Genomic DNA, 18,760 nt, shown 5'->3' with positions numbered 1-18,760 from the left:
CGATCACAATACTGCAAGCATGAACGTCGCCAGCACCAGCCCCCCAAGAAAGGCCGCAACCATCGTGGTCGTCCGCGCGTTCGGGCGTTCCGGTATCGTTGTCCGCGATGAGTTCTCGTCGGGTGACTGACCAGCGTTGGTAGTCCCGGCTAACGGCTCCTGATGCAGTGCCTGGCCTTCTGGAGATGATGAATCCATCTCCTCCAGTGCTCTGTCCAGCATTACGCAGGTGATCGTCGTTTCATCGAATTTCACTTCGAACTCGAGTTTCCGACTGCTTTCAATTTTATCGAGAGCTTTGACAGCAGCGGCCTGCTCGCTATCAGCTTCAACGAGTGATCGATGGGTGACAAGAAAAAATGGCATTCGCTCGCCAACAACTCTCGAGGTGAAAGAGAGCCGGAGACAGTCAGATCGCGCCCGGAGGCTTCCCCATGACTGCATCCAGACTTGTGATTTGGTCCGTGTGTTCGGTATGGACCAACGGTTTACCGAACACACGAATGAGCAATTAGCTTGATAAACTGGATGAAGTCAGCGCTCTTACGGCATATTTTTCATCATCTCCGGTGACATGGGCATCATGTTGGTGTTGAGGTGATACATAACCCAGATTGATCCGACGAGCACGATGACAAGGATCACGATCGTAAAAATCAGTGCCATCATGGTCCACCCTCCTTCAGAGCGGCTGTTCATGTGCAGGAAGTAGGTCATGTGGACAAGCATCTGGATGCCGCCAAGGATCATGATCGCCGCGATCGTTATCATCTTGCACTCGATGACGTCGCCCATCACAAGCCAGAACGGGATGGCCGTCAGAATAAGCGACAGGATGAATCCCGTCATGTAGCTCTTGAGAGAACTACGCCCCGAGCGGTGACCGGAATGCCCTCCGTGTGCTCCATTATGAGAAGAATTCGACGTCATGCGACAACTCCCATAAGATAGACCACTGAGAAGACACCGATCCAGATGAGGTCGAGGAAGTGCCAGAACATTGACAGGCACATCAGTCGTCGATGGTTCTCCGGAGTGAGGCCAAACTTCGACACCTGTATCATAAGCACCACAAGCCAGATGACCCCAAACATGACATGGAGGCCATGCGTGCCGACGAGGGCGAAGAATGACGACAGGAAGGCGGACCGCTGGGGACCAGCACCCTCCGCGATCAGATGATAGAATTCGTATGCCTCCAGCCCCAGGAATGCGAGGCCGAGCAGGCCTGTGACACCAAGCCAGAAGATCGTCGCACCCTTTGCATTGCTCTCGGCACGGATCATCGCAACACCATAGGTAATCGATGACACCAGCAGGATTACCGTCGCAACCCCGATCAACCTGAGATCGAAAAGATCGCCAGGTGCAGGACCGGCCGCGTAATTACGACCGAGCACCGCATAGGTGGCGAAGAGAGCCGCGAAAATAAGCAGGTCACTCATCAGATAGAGCCAGAAGCCCAGGTTCGTGCTTCCTTCAGGATGATGTTCCTCATCGAGATGGAATTTCTTGTCAGCCCGGGGGGCGTGAATCGGGTTTGCCATGTCAGTTCCCCTGGGCGAGCAGCTTCGAACGTGCGTCTTCGACCTCGGCAACTGTTGCTGCCGGGATATAAAAGTCGCGGTTGTAGTTGAAGGTGTGGGCGATCGAGATGATAATGATCGCTGCGAATGATACGATGGCGAGCCACCAGATGTACCAGATGAGCGCAAAGGCGAGCGCGATGCTGATACCGGAAAGGATGACACCGGCACCAGTATTTCTGGGCATGTGAATCGCCTTGTATCCGGCCAGTGGTCTCGCGTATCCACATTCCTTCATGTCGTGCCATGCGTCCATCTCATGGACCACTGGAGTGAAAGCGAAGTTGTATTCTGGCGGCGGCGAGGAAGTAGCCCATTCCAGGGTTCGGCCACCCCATGGATCGCCCGTCGTGCAGCGGAGCTGGTCGCGTCTCCTCACGCTGACGACCATCTGGATAATGAAGAACAGGATACCGAGTGCAATCAGGCCCGCCCCGAATGCGGCGATGATGAACCAGATCTGTAACGAGGGATCATCAAACTGCGAAACTCTGCGCGTCACGCCCATTAGTCCGAGCACATAGAGCGGCATGAAGGCGACGAAGAAACCGATCTGCCAGAACCAGAAGCTCATCTTGCCCCAGAACGGATCGAGCTTGAAACCGAAGGCCTTCGGCCACCAATAGGTTACTCCTGCCATCAGGCCGAACAGCACGCCGCCGATGATGACGTTGTGGAAGTGGGCAATCAGGAAGAGCGAATTGTGCAGCACAAAGTCAGCAGGAGGTATAGCCAGCATGACGCCTGTCATACCGCCGATGACGAATGTCACCATAAAGCCGATCAACCAGTACATCGGCAGTTCGTAACGGATCCTTCCCTTGTACATCGTGAACAGCCAGTTGAACATCTTCGCACCCGTCGGGATCGAAATGATCATCGTTGCTATTCCAAAGAAGGCGTTGACGGACGCACCTGCTCCCATCGTGAAGAAATGATGCAGCCAGACCACATAAGAAAGAAGCATGATCGTACATGTCGCGTAGACCATCGACGCGTAGCCGAACAGCCGCTTGCCCGAGAACGTAGATGCAACTTCCGAAAAGATGCCAAAAGCCGGGAGGATCAGGATGTAAACTTCCGGATGACCCCACATCCAGATCAGGTTCACGTACATCATCGGGTTACCGCCGAGATCGTTCGTGAAGAAGTTGGTGTCCAGATAGCGGTCTGCGGTCAGCAGCGCAAGCGTTGCCGTCAATATCGGGAATGTCGCCACGATCAGGATGTTGGTGCAAAGCGAGGTCCAGGTGAAAACAGGCATTTTCATCAGAGACATCCCCGGTGCGCGCATCTTGACGATGGTCGCAACGAGGTTGATGCCCGACAGCGTTGTTCCGATGCCGGCTACCTGCAAACCCCAGATGTAGTAGTCCACACCGACGCCAGGGCTGTAATCGGCACCCGACAACGGCGGATAGGCCAACCAGCCGGTCTTTGCGAATTCTCCTACGAATAGCGAGATCATGATGATGATCGCACCCGCCGTCGTCATCCAGAATGAGAAATTGTTCAGGAACGGAAATGACACATCGCGAGCACCGATCTGGAGCGGCACAATGTAGTTCATGAACCCTGTTATGAACGGCATGGCGACAAAAAAGATCATGATCACGCCGTGGGCGGTGAATATCTGATCATAGTGGTCGGCGTTCAGGTATCCCTCGTTGCCGTTGAAGGCGATGGCCTGCTGAATACGCATCATGATCGCGTCGGCGAAGCCGCGCAGAAGCATGACGAGCGCCAGAACGATGTACATGATGCCGATCTTTTTGTGATCGACAGATGTGAACCATTCCCTCCAGAGATAACCCCACAGTTTGTATTTCGTAATCAATCCCACGATGGCCAGGCCACCGATAACCACGGCAACAAACGTGCTGCGGATGATTGGATCGTAAGGGATCGCTTCCCAGGTGAGCCGCCCGAAGACGAGTTGAGCGAGTGTTAGATTTTCGAACATCTTATCTGTCGAATCCTTCAGGGTTTTGCGGGCACTTCAGCGTCGAGCCGGTCGGGTGCCTGCCCGCTCTCATCGCTTTCGGGTGTGGTGGGATGCTGCATGTTCTTCATGCTATGGTTCATCGGCATCGACGGCTGGCTCACCTTGCTATCGATGACGTTCGCGGGGCTCTCGCCGCGGGTCGGGGTGCCTGTGACAGGGGCGGGTGCGACATCGTTGTCTTCGGCTGCGCCGGTCGTCCGGCGGTTGTCGTATTCCAGGCGCGCCCGGTTTTCCCGGCTCTCCACACCTGCCCCGCCCATCTTGTCGATGTGCATCATCTCATCCATGCACATCTGGCCTTCACGGGCGCACATGTTGAGCACCGAGCGGTAGAGACCTTCCTGCACCGTGGAGTAATAACGTACAGGTTCGGCCGTGCTCGGTTTCTCAAGCTTCAAGTAACTGTCCCGGTTGAGTGCCGTGCCGGTCCGTTTGACACGCGCGACCCATTGATCGAAATCACCCTGGTTCAATCCAAGGAACTTGAACCGCATCTGAGAGAAGCCGTCTCCACTATAGTTGGCAGAAAGACCATCGTAGGTGCCGGTCTCGTTGATGACGGCATGGAGTTTCGTCTGCATTCCGGGCATGGCATAGATCATCCCGGCGAGCGCCGGCACATAGAATGCATTCATGACCGATGATGCAGTTAGCTTGAAGTTGATCGGTACATCTACGGGCGCAGCAAGCTCATTAACCGTAGCAATTCCGTACTCCGGATAGAAGAACAGCCATTTCCAATCGAGTGCGACCACTTCTACGGTGATCGGCCTGATGTCGGGTGTAACAGGACGATTTGCATCGATCCTGTCGAGTGGGCGATATGGGTCAAGTCTGTGAGTGCTGATCCACGTGATAGTTCCCAGCGCAATGATGATGGCAAGCGGCGCTGACCAGATCACCATCTCGAGTTTTACGGAGTGATGCCACTCCGGGTCATATTTCGCCTTCTTGTTGGAATGGCGGTAATGCCAGGCAAAATAGAAGGTGAGAAACAGGACCGGTACGATGATGAGGAGCATCAGCACGGTTGCGATGACGATGAGATCCGCCTGCTGACGTGCAATATCGCCGGATGGCGACATTACGACCATCTTGCATCCACCGAGCGGGAGCAAAAAGGTGCCAACAGCGAGGAGAAAGAGCTTTTTTGACAAAGACACCTTCGACTCCCGATGTAAGGGATTATGAGTTCAGGATGGAATCCGGCTGCTCTTGAGAAGTCCCGATACGTAGCTCACACGCTCCGCCAGATATCGGCGAAGAATGGCTTGGGCGTAAGAGATCCATGGTCGAACTGATTCAGTAAGACGTACGTGCGCAGTGCCGAACAGATTGCCTTAGCTCAGGTATTTTGGCGGGCGCGAGATCAGATAGATCTGGCTTTCACGAAGGAGGTCCGCGGATACGGAATATCGCAGTCCTTCCGAGAATCTAAAATCATACAGCTCTGCTTGTAGAGACCGCTGCTCGCAGCGGACGTGATGGTCGGCCTCAGACAAGAGGAGTTTCCTGTTATCCACCGGTGAACCTCGTTCCTGCACGAAGGTAGCGACACCGGGCGGAACAAATGTGCGATTTTCCAACGGAGTCGAGCAGAGGCTTCCGGAGATGATCTGAATGAAGATCATCGTCAGGACAGCCACGGTCTTCCAACTGGTTAAAACGCTGCGGATCATTCGTTCCAGACAAGCAAAATGACATAAATCAACAGATGACTAGCAAAGGTCGAACTGAAACAAAAGCTGCGAATCTGGGACTGCGCCAATTTGTCCCTGATGATAAGGCGCACTCCATCACGAGCCTTACACAATTAGTTGAGACCCGACCTTAGCTGTCAGCAAGCGCTTGAACCTCAAGCTACTAGAGATCGTAGAATTGTACGGAATCAGTAATGTGGAGGATTCAAACGTGTCCTTCAAATGGGGATATGCATGCTCAAACCGCGTCTGATGAAACGTCGGTCACTCGTCGCTCTATCTGGTGGTGCATTGGCATCAGCCGTCTTTGGAAGCCCGGTTTCTACAGCGGCGGCTGTCGTCAGGCCCGCCAGTCAAATGGAACCGAGCGAACGTGAGCTTGAGGCCCGCTACGCTGCAAGGAGCGACGGCGGCTACCGGTTACCTAGAGTTCCCTTTCGAAAGATCGACCCGAGATACTATCGGCAGCGCGTTGAAAACCTCACCGGCGAGCCTGCGGGCGTTGTTTTCGTCGATGTTCGCAGCAGGTTCCTCTATCTCACTGAAGATGCTGGCACGGCAATGAGATACGGTATCGGTATCGGGCGCGTGGGCTTCACCTGGTCGGGTGAAGGAATAATCCAGTGGCGGCAGAAATGGCCCCGGTGGACACCGCCTCCGGAGATGATAGCGAGACAACCAGAGCTACAGAAATATTCATATGCGAACGGCGGCCAGGCACCCGGCCCCAATAATCCGCTTGGTGCTTGTGCTCTTTACATCTTCCAGCATGGCAAGGACACGCTTTACCGGCTTCACGGCACCACGGACTGGCGTTCAATCGGCCACGCCGTTTCGTCAGGCTGCGTTCGCCTCATCAATCAGGATGTGATGGAGCTTTATGAAACCGTCCCGTCAAAGGCCCGGATTGTCGTCATGCAACAGGGAATCCGATGAAGGCATCATTAAACAAGATCACAGCCAGAGCCGCTCTCGTCCTTCTCTGGGTTGCCGCGCTATGCTTGATCGATCTTACCACGAAGTATCTGGTTGTAACCGAATTGATGGATCCACCGAGAGTAATCCCGGTAACCCCATTCTTCAACCTGGTGCTTGCCTATAACCCGGGTGTCAGCTTCGGCCTTTTCTCCGACACGATGGGATCGGCTCCACGACTGTTCGCGCTGCTTCAGGGCGTAATCGTGATCGCGCTGGTGATCTGGGCGGTAATGGCAAAGACTGCTGCAGAGAGGGTTTCGATCACGGCGATTGCAGGAGGCGCGAGCGGCAATGTCATCGATCGCTTCTGGAACCTGAGCGTCACGGACTATCTGGATTTCCACGCCTTCGGTTGGTCATGGCCAGCCTTCAATCTGGCAGACGTATTCATCGTCTGTGGGGCCTTCCTTCTTGTCGCGATCTCGTTGCGTCCGGACCGACATGCGATTTCGTTGGCGAAGACATGATTGTCAGGCGTAGCGACACGATCGCAGTGGAACTTGATCTCAACAACTCAATCCTCATATCAAAATTCTGTGCTGGATACCCCCATCACGTCTCGATGGCGTCAGTTTCTTTTCAAACTCGAACAAACCGCAGTGGTTCGACGCTGCATGTCATGACTGGAGTATTCATATGCTGACAATCGGTGATCTATCGAAGACGACTGGGGTAAAGGTTCCGACGATCAGATATTACGAGCAGATGGGGCTTCTCTCGCATACGGAACGCTCGGAAGGAAATCAGCGACGCTATTCGAAGACGGAAGGTGAGCGGCTGTCCTTCATAAAGCACGCACGCGAGCTTGGACTGACGATCGAGGCCATCCGCGAACTCATCGATCTTAGTCAGCATCCGGAGAAACCTTGCGAGGAAGCTGACGGTATTGCCGCCAAGCAACTCGTAACCGTCCGTGAGAAGATCCAGCGCCTAAAAAAATTGGAAGCAGAACTGGAGCGGATCTCAACGCACTGCAATTCCAACCAGGTACGCGACTGCTACGTAATTCGGGCTCTTGCCAACCACTGTCTTTGCTCGACGGAACACGACTGACAGGTTGCTCGTTTCGCGCTACGTTTCGTTCATCTCGTCTGCAATCTGGGTAACTCATGACCCTTTCAACCACCGCCTACATTAGGGCTTTCCGTTGAGATGAGGCCGCTGCCGCCGGAAAGCGCTCCTATTTTCAGTATAGGAAATGAAGATAGCAGAAGGGTCTGAAGCCTTCTCGCCAGTCTCAGGAAGCTCAGGGTTTTTTCGCCCATGAGAATATACTTGGCGGCCCATCATAAATCATAATCATCTTCGCATCCTTCCGTGTCAGAGGGCGAATTTCGTTACGTTAGGACGCGACGAAATCCACAAGAAGCTTGATGTTCAGGAGGGCGATCACGATTGCAATCAGCCAAGCGAAAGCAGTCAGCCAGTAAGGAGCCGTCAGTTCCCCCATCTTCGCCCGGTCGGATGTGAACATCACAAGCGGGAACACTGCGAACGAGAGTTGAAGACTGAGCACCACCTGTGTCAAGATTAAGAGTTGCGCTGTTCCACCGTCTCCAAACAATATCGTAACCCCGGCAGCCGGAATAATGGCGATACCGCGTGTGATCAATCGTCGTAGCCAGGGCGCGAGCCTGATGTTCAAAAAGCCTTCCATGACAATCTGTCCAGCCAGTGTCGCCGTAACCGTCGAATTGATACCGCAGCATAGGAGCGCGATACCGAACAACGTTGGGGCGATTGCAAGACCGAGCAGCGGTGCAAGAAGGCTATGCGCTTCACCGAGTTCGGCCACCGTCGTCTGGCCTGTCTTGTGGAATGTGGCCGCTGCGAGGATCAGAATTGAGGCATTCACGAGCAACGCAAACATCAGGGCGATTGTCGAGTCGAGGGTGGCGAACTTGAGTGCCTCCCGCTTCTGGGGGACTGTTGTGCCGTAAGCGCGTGTCTGCACGATCCCTGAGTGGAGATACAGATTGTGCGGCATGACGGTTGCACCAAGAATCCCTAGCGCGAGGTAGAGCATATCCGGGTTGGTGACGATCTCTGTGGTCGGGGCAAATCCGAGGATGACTTGTCCCCAGTCGGGATCCGCAAGCGCGATCTGGATGGTGAAGCAGACGGTAATCACACCCAGCAACGTGATTACGAGCGCTTCGACCCAACGGAAGCCTAACTTCTGGAGATACAGGATGAGGAAGACGTCCAGTGCCGTGATGACGACTCCCAGTTCCAGTGGGATGCCGAAGATCAGGTTGAGCCCGATCGCAGTGCCGATCACCTCCGCTATGTCGGTAGCGATGATCGCTATTTCTGCCAGGATCCAGAGGACGATGCCGACCGGTCGAGGGAAGGCATCGCGGCAAGCCTGCGCAAGGTCTCGCCCGGAGCCGATCGCCAGACGGGCGCAGAGCGACTGGAGCACGATCGCCATGATGTTCGACACAAGTGCTACCGTCAAAAGCGCATAGCCGAAGCGGGATCCGCCGGCGAGAGAGGTCGCCCAGTTTCCAGGATCCATATACCCGACCGCCACCAGGTAGCCTGGACCAAAGAAAGCCATGGCCCGGCGAAATGTGCCCTGCCCGGTCGCCACCGCGATGGATCGATGCACGTCAGACAGCGACGCTTCCCCTCCGGCCCGCCGCCAGCCCTTTACCGGACTGTCCATAGATTCACCTACGATTCTTGGTTTTTGCTTAGTTGCTATTGCAAATCATTCGCATGAAGTTTGAGAATTGACAAGTGCATTTTCCAAGGCGGGCGATGAACCGGGATCTGCTCGGGTCGCACCTGCTCTGATGCCGTTCAGCATCGAAATACAAGAGGAACCCAGCAAGTATCATCGCACTCAACCATATTAGCAGTCGCCTGAGGCTTCACCAGACAACTGCGGAGGGATTGTCGACCCTGAGGTTGATAGAGGTCCTGTGAAAACGCTCTAGGCCACTAATCATGGATCTTGATGGCCGGAATGATCCTCGCCCGACTCTCGTTTCGGCCTCTGCACAACGAACTCGACCTCCACTGCTCCTGCTTTCTCGAACAGGAGCGTCGCCTTGAACTTCTCACCTTCGACGGGCCGATTTATGGGCTTGACCAGCATTATGTGGGTTCCACCCGGTTGAAGCGCCAAGGTAGCACCGGGGGCAATTTCGAGGCCTTGCTTCGCCGGACGCATTTTCGCTACCCCTTCCACCAGGGAGGACTCGTGGATTTCCAGTCTCTCGGCGATGTTAGTCGTGCCACCGACAAGACGGTCAGACTCCTGTCCGGTATTGACGATCGTCACATAGCCACCCAGCACCGGAGCGACCGGAGGAGCCAGTGCCGACCAAGGATGCCTAAGTTCCAGCTTTCCTGCCTTGAAGTCATGTGCAAACGCCGTTCCAGCCAGCAGACATGCAAAGATTGTCGCGGCGACGCGGATTGTCGAATTCGATCTCTTGTTCATTGCTTCCTCCTTCTTACTGCGACACCGTCTGACCGTCTTGGTACTGGAAAAGCTCCTTTGGATTCCAGACAGCGAGGACCCCGACCAGACTGAATACGACCGAGGTCGCTACCATCAGCAGGATCCCTCCAAATACAATTTTCCTGATCATTTTACTGCCTTCAACGTATGGGGCGCAGGAGGCGCAATGCGTTTATCGTAACAAGCACAGTTGCACCCGTATCTGCCAGGATGGCGGGCCAGAGGCCAGTGATTCCTATAATGGTGGTGACGAGAAACACAGCCTTGAGGCCGAGCGCGATGGTGATGTTCTGAAAAATGTTTCGCATCGTACGCTTCGAAAGATCGACCATGAGAGCGACATCCCCGACTCTGCCGTGGAGTACCGCGGCATCGGCGGTCTCCAGCGCGACGTCCGTGCCGCCACCCATGGCGATGCCTATATCTGCCGCAGCGAGAGCGGGAGCATCGTTGATGCCATCCCCGATCTTGCCGACCACGTAACCTTCCTGTTTGAGTTCGCCAACAATACGCTGCTTGTCCTCAGGCATCAGTTCTGCACGAACTTCAATGCCAAGCTGAGCGCCAATGGCTGATGCCGTGCGAGCGTTGTCGCCCGTAAGCATGATTGCTTTGATCCCGAGATCGGTCAGTGCCTTAAGGCCCTCGATCGCGTCCGCTCGGGGTTCGTCGCGCATGGCGATGGCACCTGCAAGTACATCGCCGATTACCAAAACGGATACAGTCTTGCCATCCTCGTTCAGAGAGGTAATCTGCAGCGAATGCGCCATCGGAATCGTCACACGCTCGGCAGCAGCCTTCGGAGATCCGAGGAAGACTTCCACGCCGTCGATGACCGCGGTAACGCCTTTGCCGCCGAGTGCCTTGGCATCGGTCGAAGCTGGAGCATCGAGCCCATCTTCATCCGCCCTGGCGAGGATCGCGACCGCCAGCGGATGGCTTGATCCGGTTTCAAGTGCCGCAGCATAACGGAGTACCTCGGGACTACTGCGGCCGAAAGGAATAACGTCCGTCACCTTGGGCTTTCCTTCGGTCAACGTCCCCGTCTTGTCGAACGCGACTGCAGTCACCCTGCCGACCCCTTCGAGAACTGCGCCGCCCTTCATGAGAAGGCCGCGCCGTGCGCCCGCCGACAGTGAAGCGGCAATGGCAGCAGGTGTCGAAATGACGAGGGCGCAAGGGCAGCCGATCAAAAGGATCGCAAGCCCCTTGTAAATCCATTCACTCCATTCGCCGCCAACAAGTAAAGGTGGGATGATGGAAACCAACGCGGCAACGACAACCACGCCCGGTGTATAGTATCTCGAAAAGCGATCGATGAACCGCTCTGTCGGAGCCTTCGATTCCTGGGCTTCCTCGACCAGGCGGACGACGCGAGCAATGGTGTTGTCTTCGGCTGCAGCGGTGACACGAACGCGCAGTGCCGCGTCGCCGTTGACGGTACCTGCGAATACGTTATCACCGATCACCTTGCGGACCGGTACGCTTTCACCCGTCACGGGTGCCTCATCGACAGAACTTTCACCTGACATTATCACGCCATCGGCCGAAATCCTGTCACCGGGGCGAACAAGTATAATTGAACCGACAGCAAGCACCTCTGCCGGAACCTCGCGGGTCTTCCCACCCTCTTCCAGCAAAGCCGTCTTGGGCACGAGGTTTGTCAGAGACTTGATACTGTCGCGAGCCTTGCCAGCCGCAACGCCCTCGAGGAGCTCACCAACAAGGAATAGAAAGACAACGGCCGCCGCCTCTTCGGTAGCGTTAATAATCAATGCGCCGACAGCGGCGATCGTCATCAGCATCTCAATGGAGAAGGGAGTGCCTGCCCTCGCAGCCATAAAAGCACGACGGGCGATGGGTATCAGGCCAACCAACATGGCGATGATGAAGGCGTAAGTATCTATGGCCGGAACCAGATTGCCGATAGCATATGCGGCAGTCAGAGATCCGCCTGCGATTATCGTCAGGCGCCCCTTGCGGCTACTCCACCACGGCCCTTCGCTTGGCCTATGATCATGACCGTGAAGACCCTCCAACTCAACGTCCGCTGACGCCTGTCCGTTGGTATGGCCAGCATCGTCTTGCGATCCTGAATAAGTAGCGGGGGACCGCTTCGCGGTAGGAATGATCGGTGCGACCGAGTATCCAAGGCCAGAAACCTGCTTCTCAATAGCTTTGAGATCAGCGAACGCGTGCTTGACCGTCATCGTCCCCGAGGTCACCGAGACACTAACATCTTCAACACCCGGAATGCGACGGACGGCAGTGTCGATCTTGCTTGCACATGAAGCACAATCCATTCCACCAACGTGGAAACGGGCCTGACCATCCGGGATCGGCCTCTGGCTTGATTGAGAGGTTGCAGAGTGATCGTGCCCACCGTTGTTCTCATGGGTATGGTCGTGGGAGTGCGTCTCGTTGCCATGCTTGTTCATGCAAGCAAAGCCATGCTCGTGGGGAGTCGTACCATGATCGTGCGCCTGCGCGTGCTCATCAGGTGAATGATCATGATCGTGGGAACAGCCTGGCCCATGGACGTGTTCTATAGCAGATGGCACCGCTTTAGACTTGGCGGGAATAAGCTTCGTCGGATATCCAAGGCCGGTGACCTTTTTTCCCATATCCTCGACATCGATTGTGTCGTCATGCTCGACTGTCATGGTCCCGGCGGAGACGGAAATCGAAACATCTTGAACGCCAGGCATGCGCCTGATCGCCGTATCGATTTTGGTTGCACACGAAGCGCAGTCCATGCCCTCGATCCGGAATCTCGTCTGAAGTGGCTCAACCATATCATGTATCCCCATATTGATACGGCAAGCTTTACGACCTCTAGCCACTAGAGACGCAATGGGAAATTTTTGCTCTTTTGCATTTCGGTGAAAACTGCTGGATTTCACGATATCCGTGACGAGTTCTCGGAAGCGAACAGATTATTGCATACTCGCTTTGATATATTATTAAAGCTAATATGTTAAACTTACCGTCTCGGCTCTTTATGCTCAATGTGGTGAAATGAATGACTTCTGTCCGCAACGGTAAGCTTGGAAAAAGTCTGCTTTTTATTTCGATTTGCAGTTTGAGCGGCGTTCTTTCTGCATTGATATTCGGAAGTAGCCTCTGGCTATTCGATATTGTTTTCCTGTTCTGGCCCTACGTCACTCTATCCGCTTTTTGCCTGCTGCTCGCGACGTTCCTTCTTGGGGAGCGACCGGCGCGGCTTTTGTGTTCCCTTGCATTTCTGGCAAGTCTGATGCCGTTCTTTATGCAGCCTCAGGCACCGCAGGGGGCTGCGGACAGGAATTTACGCGTTATCTCAGCCAACCTGCTGATGCACAATGATGCGGAACCTGGGGGTTTTCTGCGGTTTCTGACGGAGCAACAGCCAGATGTCCTCTTTCTTCAAGAGACTGAAGACCGCTGGCAGAAAGCAATCGCGGCTAGCGGCCTGTTTGGCTATCAAAGCAGTTCTAACCTGCCAGCGCGCGACGATATGAAAGTCTTTTCGCGTCTTCCTATTCTCTCGGAGGTCAGGCTTTCGTCCGCGCAGGCGTATGAGCGATATCCGATGCGCCTCGTTCTGGGGACGGAAAATGATCCGCTGATTCTTTATGCACTACATCCCGATACACCGCGTTCGCCAGCCCGCTGGAAAGGCCGAAACGCTTATCTCGACGGATTGGCGGATGCTGTCCTGTCTGAAAAAGAGGGCGCGAAGCTTATTGTTGCCGGTGACTGGAACACACCGCCGTGGTCACCCTACTTTGCGAGATTTTTTGAGAAAAGCGGATTATTCTTCGCACGTGCAAGCAATGTTCCTGTGATGACACGATTCAGCCGTCGGCTACCGTTCAGATTCGGTTCCATGATTGACCATATCGCGGTTTCGGGTGCTTTAAGACTGGCAAGTTGGCGGGTCGGCCCCGATTTTGGATCCAATCACATTCCGGTTGTTGCGGATCTGTCATTTAATTAAACTCAGGCTGGCGGTTTGTGGTTTTTGCATCGGTTCAACACGCCGGGCATATATATGCCCGGTAGAAGCCATAAAATCTGCTGTTAGCTGTCTATTGTTTGACGACGATCCGAGCCTTGTAGGGAACCCTCTCATAGAGGTCGATGACATCCTGATTGATCAGACGGACGCAGCCGGAGGAAACCGATTTGCCGATGGATGACCATTCCTTCGTGCCATGTAGACGATAGAGCGTATCCTGACTGTTCTGGAAGATATAAAGCGCGCGTGCGCCGAGCGGATTGCTTGGTCCCGGTTCCTGTCCACCGTTCTCGACCGAGTATTTTTCCAGTTCGGGTTGCCGTGCAATCATTTCTGCCGGTGGTTTCCAGCGCGGCCATTTCTGCCGCCACTGGATGATGCCTTCGCCTTGCCAGGCGAAACCGGCGCGGCCGAGACCAACACCATAACGCATGGCCGTGCCACCTGGTTCGACGACATAAAGGAACTTCGATGGCGTATCTACGACGACCGTTCCCGCAGGTTCGCCTGTCGGATCTTCGACGCGCTGACGGTAAAACTTGGGATCGATCTGCTGAAACGGTACGGCTGGCAGCTTGTGGCCGCCATCTTCGAGGCCCGCGTAGCGTGTGATCATTTCGGCTTCGCCTGGCGGGCCGATCGGCCTGCGGGCAATGGCCGGTGTCGGAGCAGGCTGATTTACCGTCGCACATCCCGCCAGCATCGTGGTCAGGGAAGCGGCTCCCAGCAGGAAGCCCCGGCGTTTAAGCTGTTTATCATCGAATAGCATTCAAGTCCCCGTGATTTGCAATTTCAGTTATTGAGAGAGGGTTGGTGTTGGCCGCCACGGCAGGCCGCAAACATGTCCAGATCACGCTCGTAAACGCTGGTGGATACATTCATCATGCCGAGAAGACTGGAAAACAGGTTGTCGTGCGAAAATGTGTTTTCGCGTCTTTGTTGCTGGCAGCGGATATCAAGCCCCATCGAGGCTGCGAACTCCGGGCTGAACCAGGTTAGCAGTGGAATGCGTGTCTGTTCGTCGGGCGCTATAAAATAGGGCGTGCCGTGCAAATAGAGGCCATTTTCCCCCAGCGATTCCCCGTGGTCGGAGACGTAGAGCATACCTGTCGCCAGCGTATCGGTCCGGGCTTTCAGGCGGTCGATGATGCCGGACAGGACGAAATCGGTGTAAAGGATGGCATTGTCATAGGCATTAACGATTTCTTGGTCCTTGCATTTCGCCAGCTCGGTGGTCGTGCACTCGGGCACGAATTTACGGAACGCCTCAGGATACCGCTTGTAATAGGCCGGGCCATGATTGCCCATTTGATGGAAGACGAGGACGCTGTCCTGCTTCACGTTTGAGAGCCACTCATCAATCTTTTCGAGAACGATCTCGTCGTCGCAGGTGCCATCGGCACAGAAGCGTGGATCGTTGGAATTGTAAATATTGACGACGCGAACCCGGTCCGCAACGCCCTTGCTGCCGGTGTTGTTTTCGATCCACGTCATGTCGATGCCTGCCCGTCTGAGAACATCGACCGCCGTTTCATTCTCTAATCCTCCAGCATGGGTGTAGCCCGAACGTTTCAGATTGGAGAACATGCACGGCAGGGAGACGTCGGTTGCCGTGCCGCAGCTGGCGAAATTGGAGTAATAGGTGACGTCCTGTTTTTTCAGAAGCGGATTGGTTTCGCGTTCATAGAAACCGAGAGAGAAATTAGCACCGCGCGCCGTTTCCCCAACGACGATGACAGCAACGCGTAGCTTGCTTAAGCCGTCCACCGGAGTGGTCACGGTTGCATCCTCACCCAGCGGCTTGACGACAACGTTTCTTTCATTTCCTGTCGCCAGAGCCACTTTGGCGATAGAGACGAGAGGTGTAACCGGATTGAGGGTTTTCGCCAGTTCACGCTTGGTCCGTATAACGGCTGAATAAGGCTTGTAGTAAAGCGCTCCGCTACCGGCGATGATTGCAATGCAGGAAGCCGTGATGCCAACATTCCACAACACGACGCGTTCGGCGGATGGAAATCTGACCCGAACCCACAAGATGAGGAGAGAGGGAATAACGGCAACGAGAAGCATGTGCCGGAAGTAACCGGCAGTCAGCAGGTCCCCGGCCTCGGCAGAGGTCGTTTCAAAAACGTTGCGCACCATATCCGTATCGATCAACACGCCGAGATTGTCGATGAACCAGGACGCGCCTCCAGCCAGCAAGACAAGCAACACAAGCACTGGCTTGAAGAGATATTTGACAGCTGAAAGAATCGTCAGGACAAAAAACAACGCAACTATGACGAGATTGAGCGCCAAGAATGCGCCCATCTCGTCCGCCAGATAACGCCCGGCCTTTTCCCAGAATGTCGCGTTTGAAAACGCCCAGAAACATAAGGCTGCCAAAAGTGCGAGCAGACGGTAGTCTAGCGACGGGCGATAAGTTTTAAAGAACCTCAATCTGGCTCCCTTGCCGCAACGTCACGAGATGAGGTGCGTTGCCTTGAATTTAAGAGTTAAGATTTAATTTCCCGCGGACTGTACAGGTCTCCAAGACCTCGAGGTCTCATGGGGATCGGCAAGCGCCGCATCCGGCCGGCTGACGGGATACTTGATGCCCGATACCGCCTCCGCCATCTTTGTCGCTCCCTGTTTCTTCAACAGTGAGCGGAAGCTCGGATGCATACCGCCATCGACATAGGCGAGGGCCGCGACGGAGGAAGAGGCCGACAAGGCCGTTTCGGCTTTCTGGCGCTCGGTATCGAGTTGCGCAACGAGACTTGCTGCATTCTGCGACACGCCTGCCGGGCAGGCGGCGAGAGGATCTCTGGGTTCCCCGCCCGTGAACTCGGTGTTGAACACGTAACGCCGGTCGCAGACGGAAACTTTCGGCTGACGGCGCGTCACCGCGAATATGTCGTACCCTTCCTTCAAGGTCCGCCAGAAGGGCATATTCGGATCGTCGCGGTGACGCGCCATGTTCTCGGCCGTCATTCGAAATGGATAGGCCTGAACCTGAAAGCGGTCCTGTCCGCTTCGCAAAGCCTCCTGCACGATCGCATAGATCTCTCCAACGCCCTGATCCGTCATGGCGTAGCAGCCGGAAGACGAGCACGCGCCATGCACCATCAGCGCATCGCCGGTATAGCCAAGCGCCGATTCCAGACGGTTCGGATAGCCGAGATTGAAAGAGACATAATATTGCGACTTAGGATTCAGCATTCCAGCGGAGACATGGTAGAAACCTTCCGGCGCCTGCCGGTCTCCGTCGCTTTTCTTGGGGCCGAGTTTGCCGGACCAGCGGCACATCGGGTAGGTCTTCAGGAGCGCATAATTGCCTGTGCGGTCGATCTTCCAGACCTCCAGCTCACTTTCCTTCTTGAAAATGCGAACCAGCACAGGGCTTGCGGGCGTCATGCCCTTTTTCGACATGTCCGCGATGACCGCGCCTGACAATTTCGGCGGCTCTGAGGAAAGCTCGGAGAGGCCCATGTCCATCGCAACACAACCCGACATGAGCATGCCGGCGAGAGCGAGCGCCGCCAGCCGCGGAAGGCGGCAGACAGCGTCGTAGCGGCGAAGACAGACACGGCTGAATTTCGATGTAGGCATGAGTGTGGCTTATTCCGCGTTCTGGCCGTCGTGATTATGACCGTCGTCACTTGCCGCCGGCAATGCGACGTCTGGTACCAGCTTTTCCACCTTGGCGCTGGACCGCAAGCCCGTGACGATCCGGCGAATTTCTGCCGTCTCTAGAGATTGACGGATTTGCGGCGCAACGGTTTCGAACGAAGGGGGAGGTGTGTTTCTCATTTCGTCCAGCCGCACAACATGGAAGCCGAACGCTGTCTCGACCGGCGTTTTTGCGAAATCGCCCGGCTTAAGCCCATCAAGTGCTGTGTTGATTTCCGCTGGCAGTGCCTGGCGGGGACGAAAACCCAGATCGCCACCCTTGCTGCCGGTGACCGTATCGGTTGAGCGGCTGGCGGCCAATGTTTTGAAGCTTTCGCCTGCGGTCAGCGCCGCGATGACTGCGGTCGCGTCCTCGCGGCTTTTCAGCAGGATATGGCTGAGTTTGATTTCCTCTGAGGGCGGAATTGCCGCGACCTGCTGATCGTAGATCTTGCGTATCGCTGCATCGGAGACGGCCTTGTCGAGCTGCTGCGATAGATAGGTCGAACGCAGTGCCTGTTCGGACAGAAAGTTCAGCTGCCGTTGATATTCCGGGTCTTTATCTATCCCTGCTTTGCGCGCGGCCTCAGCAAGCAGCTTGATGTCGACCAGCGCATCGACCACGGCAGAGGTGCGGGCTTCGGGGGATATGTTGGGAGCCGGGTCACCGAAGAGGGGTGCGGCGAAGGCGACGTCCGATTGGGTGATTTCGGCGCCATTTACACGCGCCGCCACATCTTTTGCCGTATCCTGTGAAAAAGCGGTGGTGGCACAAAGAAGCGCAATGGTGGTGATGATGAATGCGTGACGCGGATGGTGGATCATTTCCCGGCTTCCTTGAGAAGAGGCTCAACGATCGAGCGGAATTCATCGACCGGAATGACGCCTTCATACTTATTCCCGTTGATGAAGAACGTGGGTGTGGAAGTGACGCCAAGCTCCCGGCCCGTCGCTGCGATCTTGTTAACGTTGTCCAGCAAGGCCTGATCGGCAAGACAGGCCTCAAGCTGCTTTTCGTCCAGGCCGGTCATGGAAAGTGCGGACAGGAAACCCTGCTTGCCGTCGGATGCACGCGCCCATGTCGACTGGCTGCGAAACATCAGGTCGACCGTCGCGTACCATTTGTCATCCCCCACGCATCGGGCCAGCATGAAGGCTGCCGTCGAGCGCGGGTCAAACGGAAACTCGCGGATGATGAAGCGCACCTTGCCTGTATCGACGAACTCTTTTTTGAGCGTGGGCCAGATGTTGATGTGAAAATTCGCACAGTGCCCACAGGTCATCGAGGCATATTCGATGACCGTCACCGGCGCATCCGCTGCTCCGAATATGCGTTCGGGAAGCGGGCCGGGATCCATCAGTCCA

Annotated in this window: 18 protein-coding genes; 4 read left to right on the top strand and 14 right to left on the bottom strand. The window is 55.4% G+C overall.

Going from position 1 to position 18,760, the window contains the following annotated elements:
• Nucleotides 1-3: 3 nt before the first annotated feature.
• The 6 genes from AGR2A_RS27670 to AGR2A_RS29935 all read right to left on the bottom strand — a co-directional run bounded on the left by AGR2A_RS27670 (nt 4) and on the right by AGR2A_RS29935 (nt 5,270).
• Complete coding sequence (locus AGR2A_RS27670) at nt 4-366, bottom strand: hypothetical protein (RefSeq protein WP_003501174.1); 363 nt, start codon at nt 364-366, stop codon at nt 4-6.
• A gap of 177 nt (nt 367-543) precedes the next feature.
• Nucleotides 544-930 carry a cytochrome o ubiquinol oxidase subunit IV gene (cyoD, locus tag AGR2A_RS27665; RefSeq protein WP_035228678.1) on the bottom strand — a complete coding sequence of 129 codons (387 nt, stop codon included), beginning with the start codon at nt 928-930 and terminating at the stop codon, nt 544-546.
• Nucleotides 927-1,547 (bottom strand): cytochrome o ubiquinol oxidase subunit III, encoded by a 621-nt coding sequence (cyoC, locus tag AGR2A_RS27660; RefSeq protein WP_003501178.1) that lies wholly within the window; start codon nt 1,545-1,547, stop codon nt 927-929. Before cyoC ends, cyoD begins: the two co-directional genes overlap by 4 nt.
• A 1-nt stretch (nt 1,548) precedes the next feature.
• The gene (cyoB, locus tag AGR2A_RS27655; RefSeq protein WP_003501180.1) at nt 1,549-3,549 is read right to left on the bottom strand and encodes a cytochrome o ubiquinol oxidase subunit I; all 2,001 of its coding nucleotides are present in this window, start codon (nt 3,547-3,549) and stop codon (nt 1,549-1,551) included.
• 17 nt (nt 3,550-3,566) lie between these two features.
• Nucleotides 3,567-4,685 carry a ubiquinol oxidase subunit II gene (gene cyoA, locus AGR2A_RS27650; protein WP_107341912.1) on the bottom strand — a complete coding sequence of 373 codons (1,119 nt, stop codon included), beginning with the start codon at nt 4,683-4,685 and terminating at the stop codon, nt 3,567-3,569.
• A gap of 246 nt (nt 4,686-4,931) precedes the next feature.
• A complete protein-coding gene (locus AGR2A_RS29935) occupies nt 4,932-5,270 on the bottom strand; it encodes a hypothetical protein (RefSeq protein ID WP_003501184.1) in 339 nt (112 codons plus the stop codon).
• Between the two features lie 255 nt (nt 5,271-5,525).
• Between AGR2A_RS29935 and AGR2A_RS27640 the strand changes: the two genes are divergently transcribed.
• The 3 genes from AGR2A_RS27640 to AGR2A_RS27630 all read left to right on the top strand — a co-directional run bounded on the left by AGR2A_RS27640 (nt 5,526) and on the right by AGR2A_RS27630 (nt 7,322).
• Nucleotides 5,526-6,227 (top strand): L,D-transpeptidase, encoded by a 702-nt coding sequence (locus tag AGR2A_RS27640; RefSeq protein ID WP_003501186.1) that lies wholly within the window; start codon nt 5,526-5,528, stop codon nt 6,225-6,227.
• Nucleotides 6,224-6,736 carry a signal peptidase II gene (lspA, locus tag AGR2A_RS27635; protein ID WP_003501188.1) on the top strand — a complete coding sequence of 171 codons (513 nt, stop codon included), beginning with the start codon at nt 6,224-6,226 and terminating at the stop codon, nt 6,734-6,736. The genes AGR2A_RS27640 and lspA overlap by 4 nt, the downstream gene beginning before the upstream one ends.
• A 169-nt stretch (nt 6,737-6,905) precedes the next feature.
• Nucleotides 6,906-7,322, top strand: a complete 417-nt coding sequence (locus AGR2A_RS27630; RefSeq protein WP_003501190.1) for a MerR family transcriptional regulator — start codon at nt 6,906-6,908, stop codon at nt 7,320-7,322.
• Between the two features lie 289 nt (nt 7,323-7,611).
• Here AGR2A_RS27630 and AGR2A_RS27625 read toward each other — a convergent pair whose 3' ends face one another.
• From AGR2A_RS27625 to AGR2A_RS27615, 3 genes are all read right to left on the bottom strand, one after another.
• Nucleotides 7,612-8,940 carry an Nramp family divalent metal transporter gene (locus tag AGR2A_RS27625; protein ID WP_003501192.1) on the bottom strand — a complete coding sequence of 443 codons (1,329 nt, stop codon included), beginning with the start codon at nt 8,938-8,940 and terminating at the stop codon, nt 7,612-7,614.
• A gap of 282 nt (nt 8,941-9,222) precedes the next feature.
• Complete coding sequence (locus AGR2A_RS27620; RefSeq protein ID WP_003501194.1) at nt 9,223-9,723, bottom strand: copper chaperone PCu(A)C; 501 nt, start codon at nt 9,721-9,723, stop codon at nt 9,223-9,225.
• A 161-nt stretch (nt 9,724-9,884) separates the two neighbouring features.
• Nucleotides 9,885-12,539, bottom strand: coding sequence for a heavy metal translocating P-type ATPase (locus AGR2A_RS27615; RefSeq protein WP_080723265.1), 2,655 nt, complete (start codon nt 12,537-12,539; stop codon nt 9,885-9,887).
• Between the two features lie 227 nt (nt 12,540-12,766).
• Here AGR2A_RS27615 and AGR2A_RS27610 point away from each other — a divergent pair, with 227 nt between their 5' ends.
• The gene (locus AGR2A_RS27610; protein WP_003501205.1) at nt 12,767-13,723 is read left to right on the top strand and encodes an endonuclease/exonuclease/phosphatase family protein; all 957 of its coding nucleotides are present in this window, start codon (nt 12,767-12,769) and stop codon (nt 13,721-13,723) included.
• A gap of 91 nt (nt 13,724-13,814) precedes the next feature.
• Here the strand turns inward: AGR2A_RS27610 and AGR2A_RS27605 are convergent, their stop codons facing one another.
• The 5 genes from AGR2A_RS27605 to AGR2A_RS27585 all read right to left on the bottom strand — a co-directional run bounded on the left by AGR2A_RS27605 (nt 13,815) and on the right by AGR2A_RS27585 (nt 18,753).
• Nucleotides 13,815-14,513 carry a L,D-transpeptidase gene (locus AGR2A_RS27605; RefSeq protein WP_003501207.1) on the bottom strand — a complete coding sequence of 233 codons (699 nt, stop codon included), beginning with the start codon at nt 14,511-14,513 and terminating at the stop codon, nt 13,815-13,817.
• Between the two features lie 23 nt (nt 14,514-14,536).
• Nucleotides 14,537-16,183 (bottom strand): phosphoethanolamine transferase, encoded by a 1,647-nt coding sequence (locus AGR2A_RS27600; RefSeq protein ID WP_035226354.1) that lies wholly within the window; start codon nt 16,181-16,183, stop codon nt 14,537-14,539.
• 63 nt (nt 16,184-16,246) lie between these two features.
• A complete protein-coding gene (locus AGR2A_RS27595) occupies nt 16,247-17,245 on the bottom strand; it encodes a L,D-transpeptidase family protein (RefSeq protein WP_107341923.1) in 999 nt (332 codons plus the stop codon).
• A gap of 99 nt (nt 17,246-17,344) precedes the next feature.
• Nucleotides 17,345-18,220: a peptidylprolyl isomerase gene (locus AGR2A_RS27590; protein ID WP_003501213.1), complete on the bottom strand. Its 876-nt coding sequence runs from the start codon at nt 18,218-18,220 to the stop codon at nt 17,345-17,347.
• Nucleotides 18,217-18,753, bottom strand: coding sequence for a DsbA family protein (locus AGR2A_RS27585; protein WP_257784230.1), 537 nt, complete (start codon nt 18,751-18,753; stop codon nt 18,217-18,219). Before AGR2A_RS27585 ends, AGR2A_RS27590 begins: the two co-directional genes overlap by 4 nt.
• Nucleotides 18,754-18,760: the final 7 nt, after the last annotated feature.

Source organism: Agrobacterium genomosp. 2 str. CFBP 5494, assembly GCF_900013495.1.
In the GTDB taxonomy this organism is placed as follows: domain Bacteria; phylum Pseudomonadota; class Alphaproteobacteria; order Rhizobiales; family Rhizobiaceae; genus Agrobacterium; species Agrobacterium pusense.
This window is presented reverse-complemented; position numbering and strand designations above follow the sequence as displayed.

What these genes read in the sequence shown, in the direction of transcription:
- AGR2A_RS27670 (WP_003501174.1), bottom strand. Translation starts at nt 366, where the DNA reads ATGCCATTTTTTCTTGTCACCCATCGATCACTCGTTGAAGCTGATAGC.
- AGR2A_RS27605 (WP_003501207.1), bottom strand. Translation starts at nt 14,513, where the DNA reads ATGCTATTCGATGATAAACAGCTTAAACGCCGGGGCTTCCTGCTGGGA.
- cyoC (WP_003501178.1), bottom strand. Translation starts at nt 1,547, where the DNA reads ATGGCAAACCCGATTCACGCCCCCCGGGCTGACAAGAAATTCCATCTC.
- AGR2A_RS27640 (WP_003501186.1), top strand. Translation starts at nt 5,526, where the DNA reads ATGCTCAAACCGCGTCTGATGAAACGTCGGTCACTCGTCGCTCTATCT.
- cyoD (WP_035228678.1), bottom strand. Translation starts at nt 930, where the DNA reads ATGACGTCGAATTCTTCTCATAATGGAGCACACGGAGGGCATTCCGGT.
- lspA (WP_003501188.1), top strand. Translation starts at nt 6,224, where the DNA reads ATGAAGGCATCATTAAACAAGATCACAGCCAGAGCCGCTCTCGTCCTT.
- AGR2A_RS27610 (WP_003501205.1), top strand. Translation starts at nt 12,767, where the DNA reads ATGACTTCTGTCCGCAACGGTAAGCTTGGAAAAAGTCTGCTTTTTATT.
- AGR2A_RS27585 (WP_257784230.1), bottom strand. Translation starts at nt 18,753, where the DNA reads ATGGATCCCGGCCCGCTTCCCGAACGCATATTCGGAGCAGCGGATGCG.
- cyoA (WP_107341912.1), bottom strand. Translation starts at nt 4,685, where the DNA reads ATGGTCGTAATGTCGCCATCCGGCGATATTGCACGTCAGCAGGCGGAT.
- AGR2A_RS27625 (WP_003501192.1), bottom strand. Translation starts at nt 8,940, where the DNA reads ATGGACAGTCCGGTAAAGGGCTGGCGGCGGGCCGGAGGGGAAGCGTCG.
- AGR2A_RS27620 (WP_003501194.1), bottom strand. Translation starts at nt 9,723, where the DNA reads ATGAACAAGAGATCGAATTCGACAATCCGCGTCGCCGCGACAATCTTT.
- AGR2A_RS27590 (WP_003501213.1), bottom strand. Translation starts at nt 18,220, where the DNA reads ATGATCCACCATCCGCGTCACGCATTCATCATCACCACCATTGCGCTT.
- AGR2A_RS27630 (WP_003501190.1), top strand. Translation starts at nt 6,906, where the DNA reads ATGCTGACAATCGGTGATCTATCGAAGACGACTGGGGTAAAGGTTCCG.
- AGR2A_RS29935 (WP_003501184.1), bottom strand. Translation starts at nt 5,270, where the DNA reads ATGATCCGCAGCGTTTTAACCAGTTGGAAGACCGTGGCTGTCCTGACG.
- AGR2A_RS27615 (WP_080723265.1), bottom strand. Translation starts at nt 12,539, where the DNA reads ATGGTTGAGCCACTTCAGACGAGATTCCGGATCGAGGGCATGGACTGC.
- AGR2A_RS27595 (WP_107341923.1), bottom strand. Translation starts at nt 17,245, where the DNA reads ATGCTCATGTCGGGTTGTGTTGCGATGGACATGGGCCTCTCCGAGCTT.
- cyoB (WP_003501180.1), bottom strand. Translation starts at nt 3,549, where the DNA reads ATGTTCGAAAATCTAACACTCGCTCAACTCGTCTTCGGGCGGCTCACC.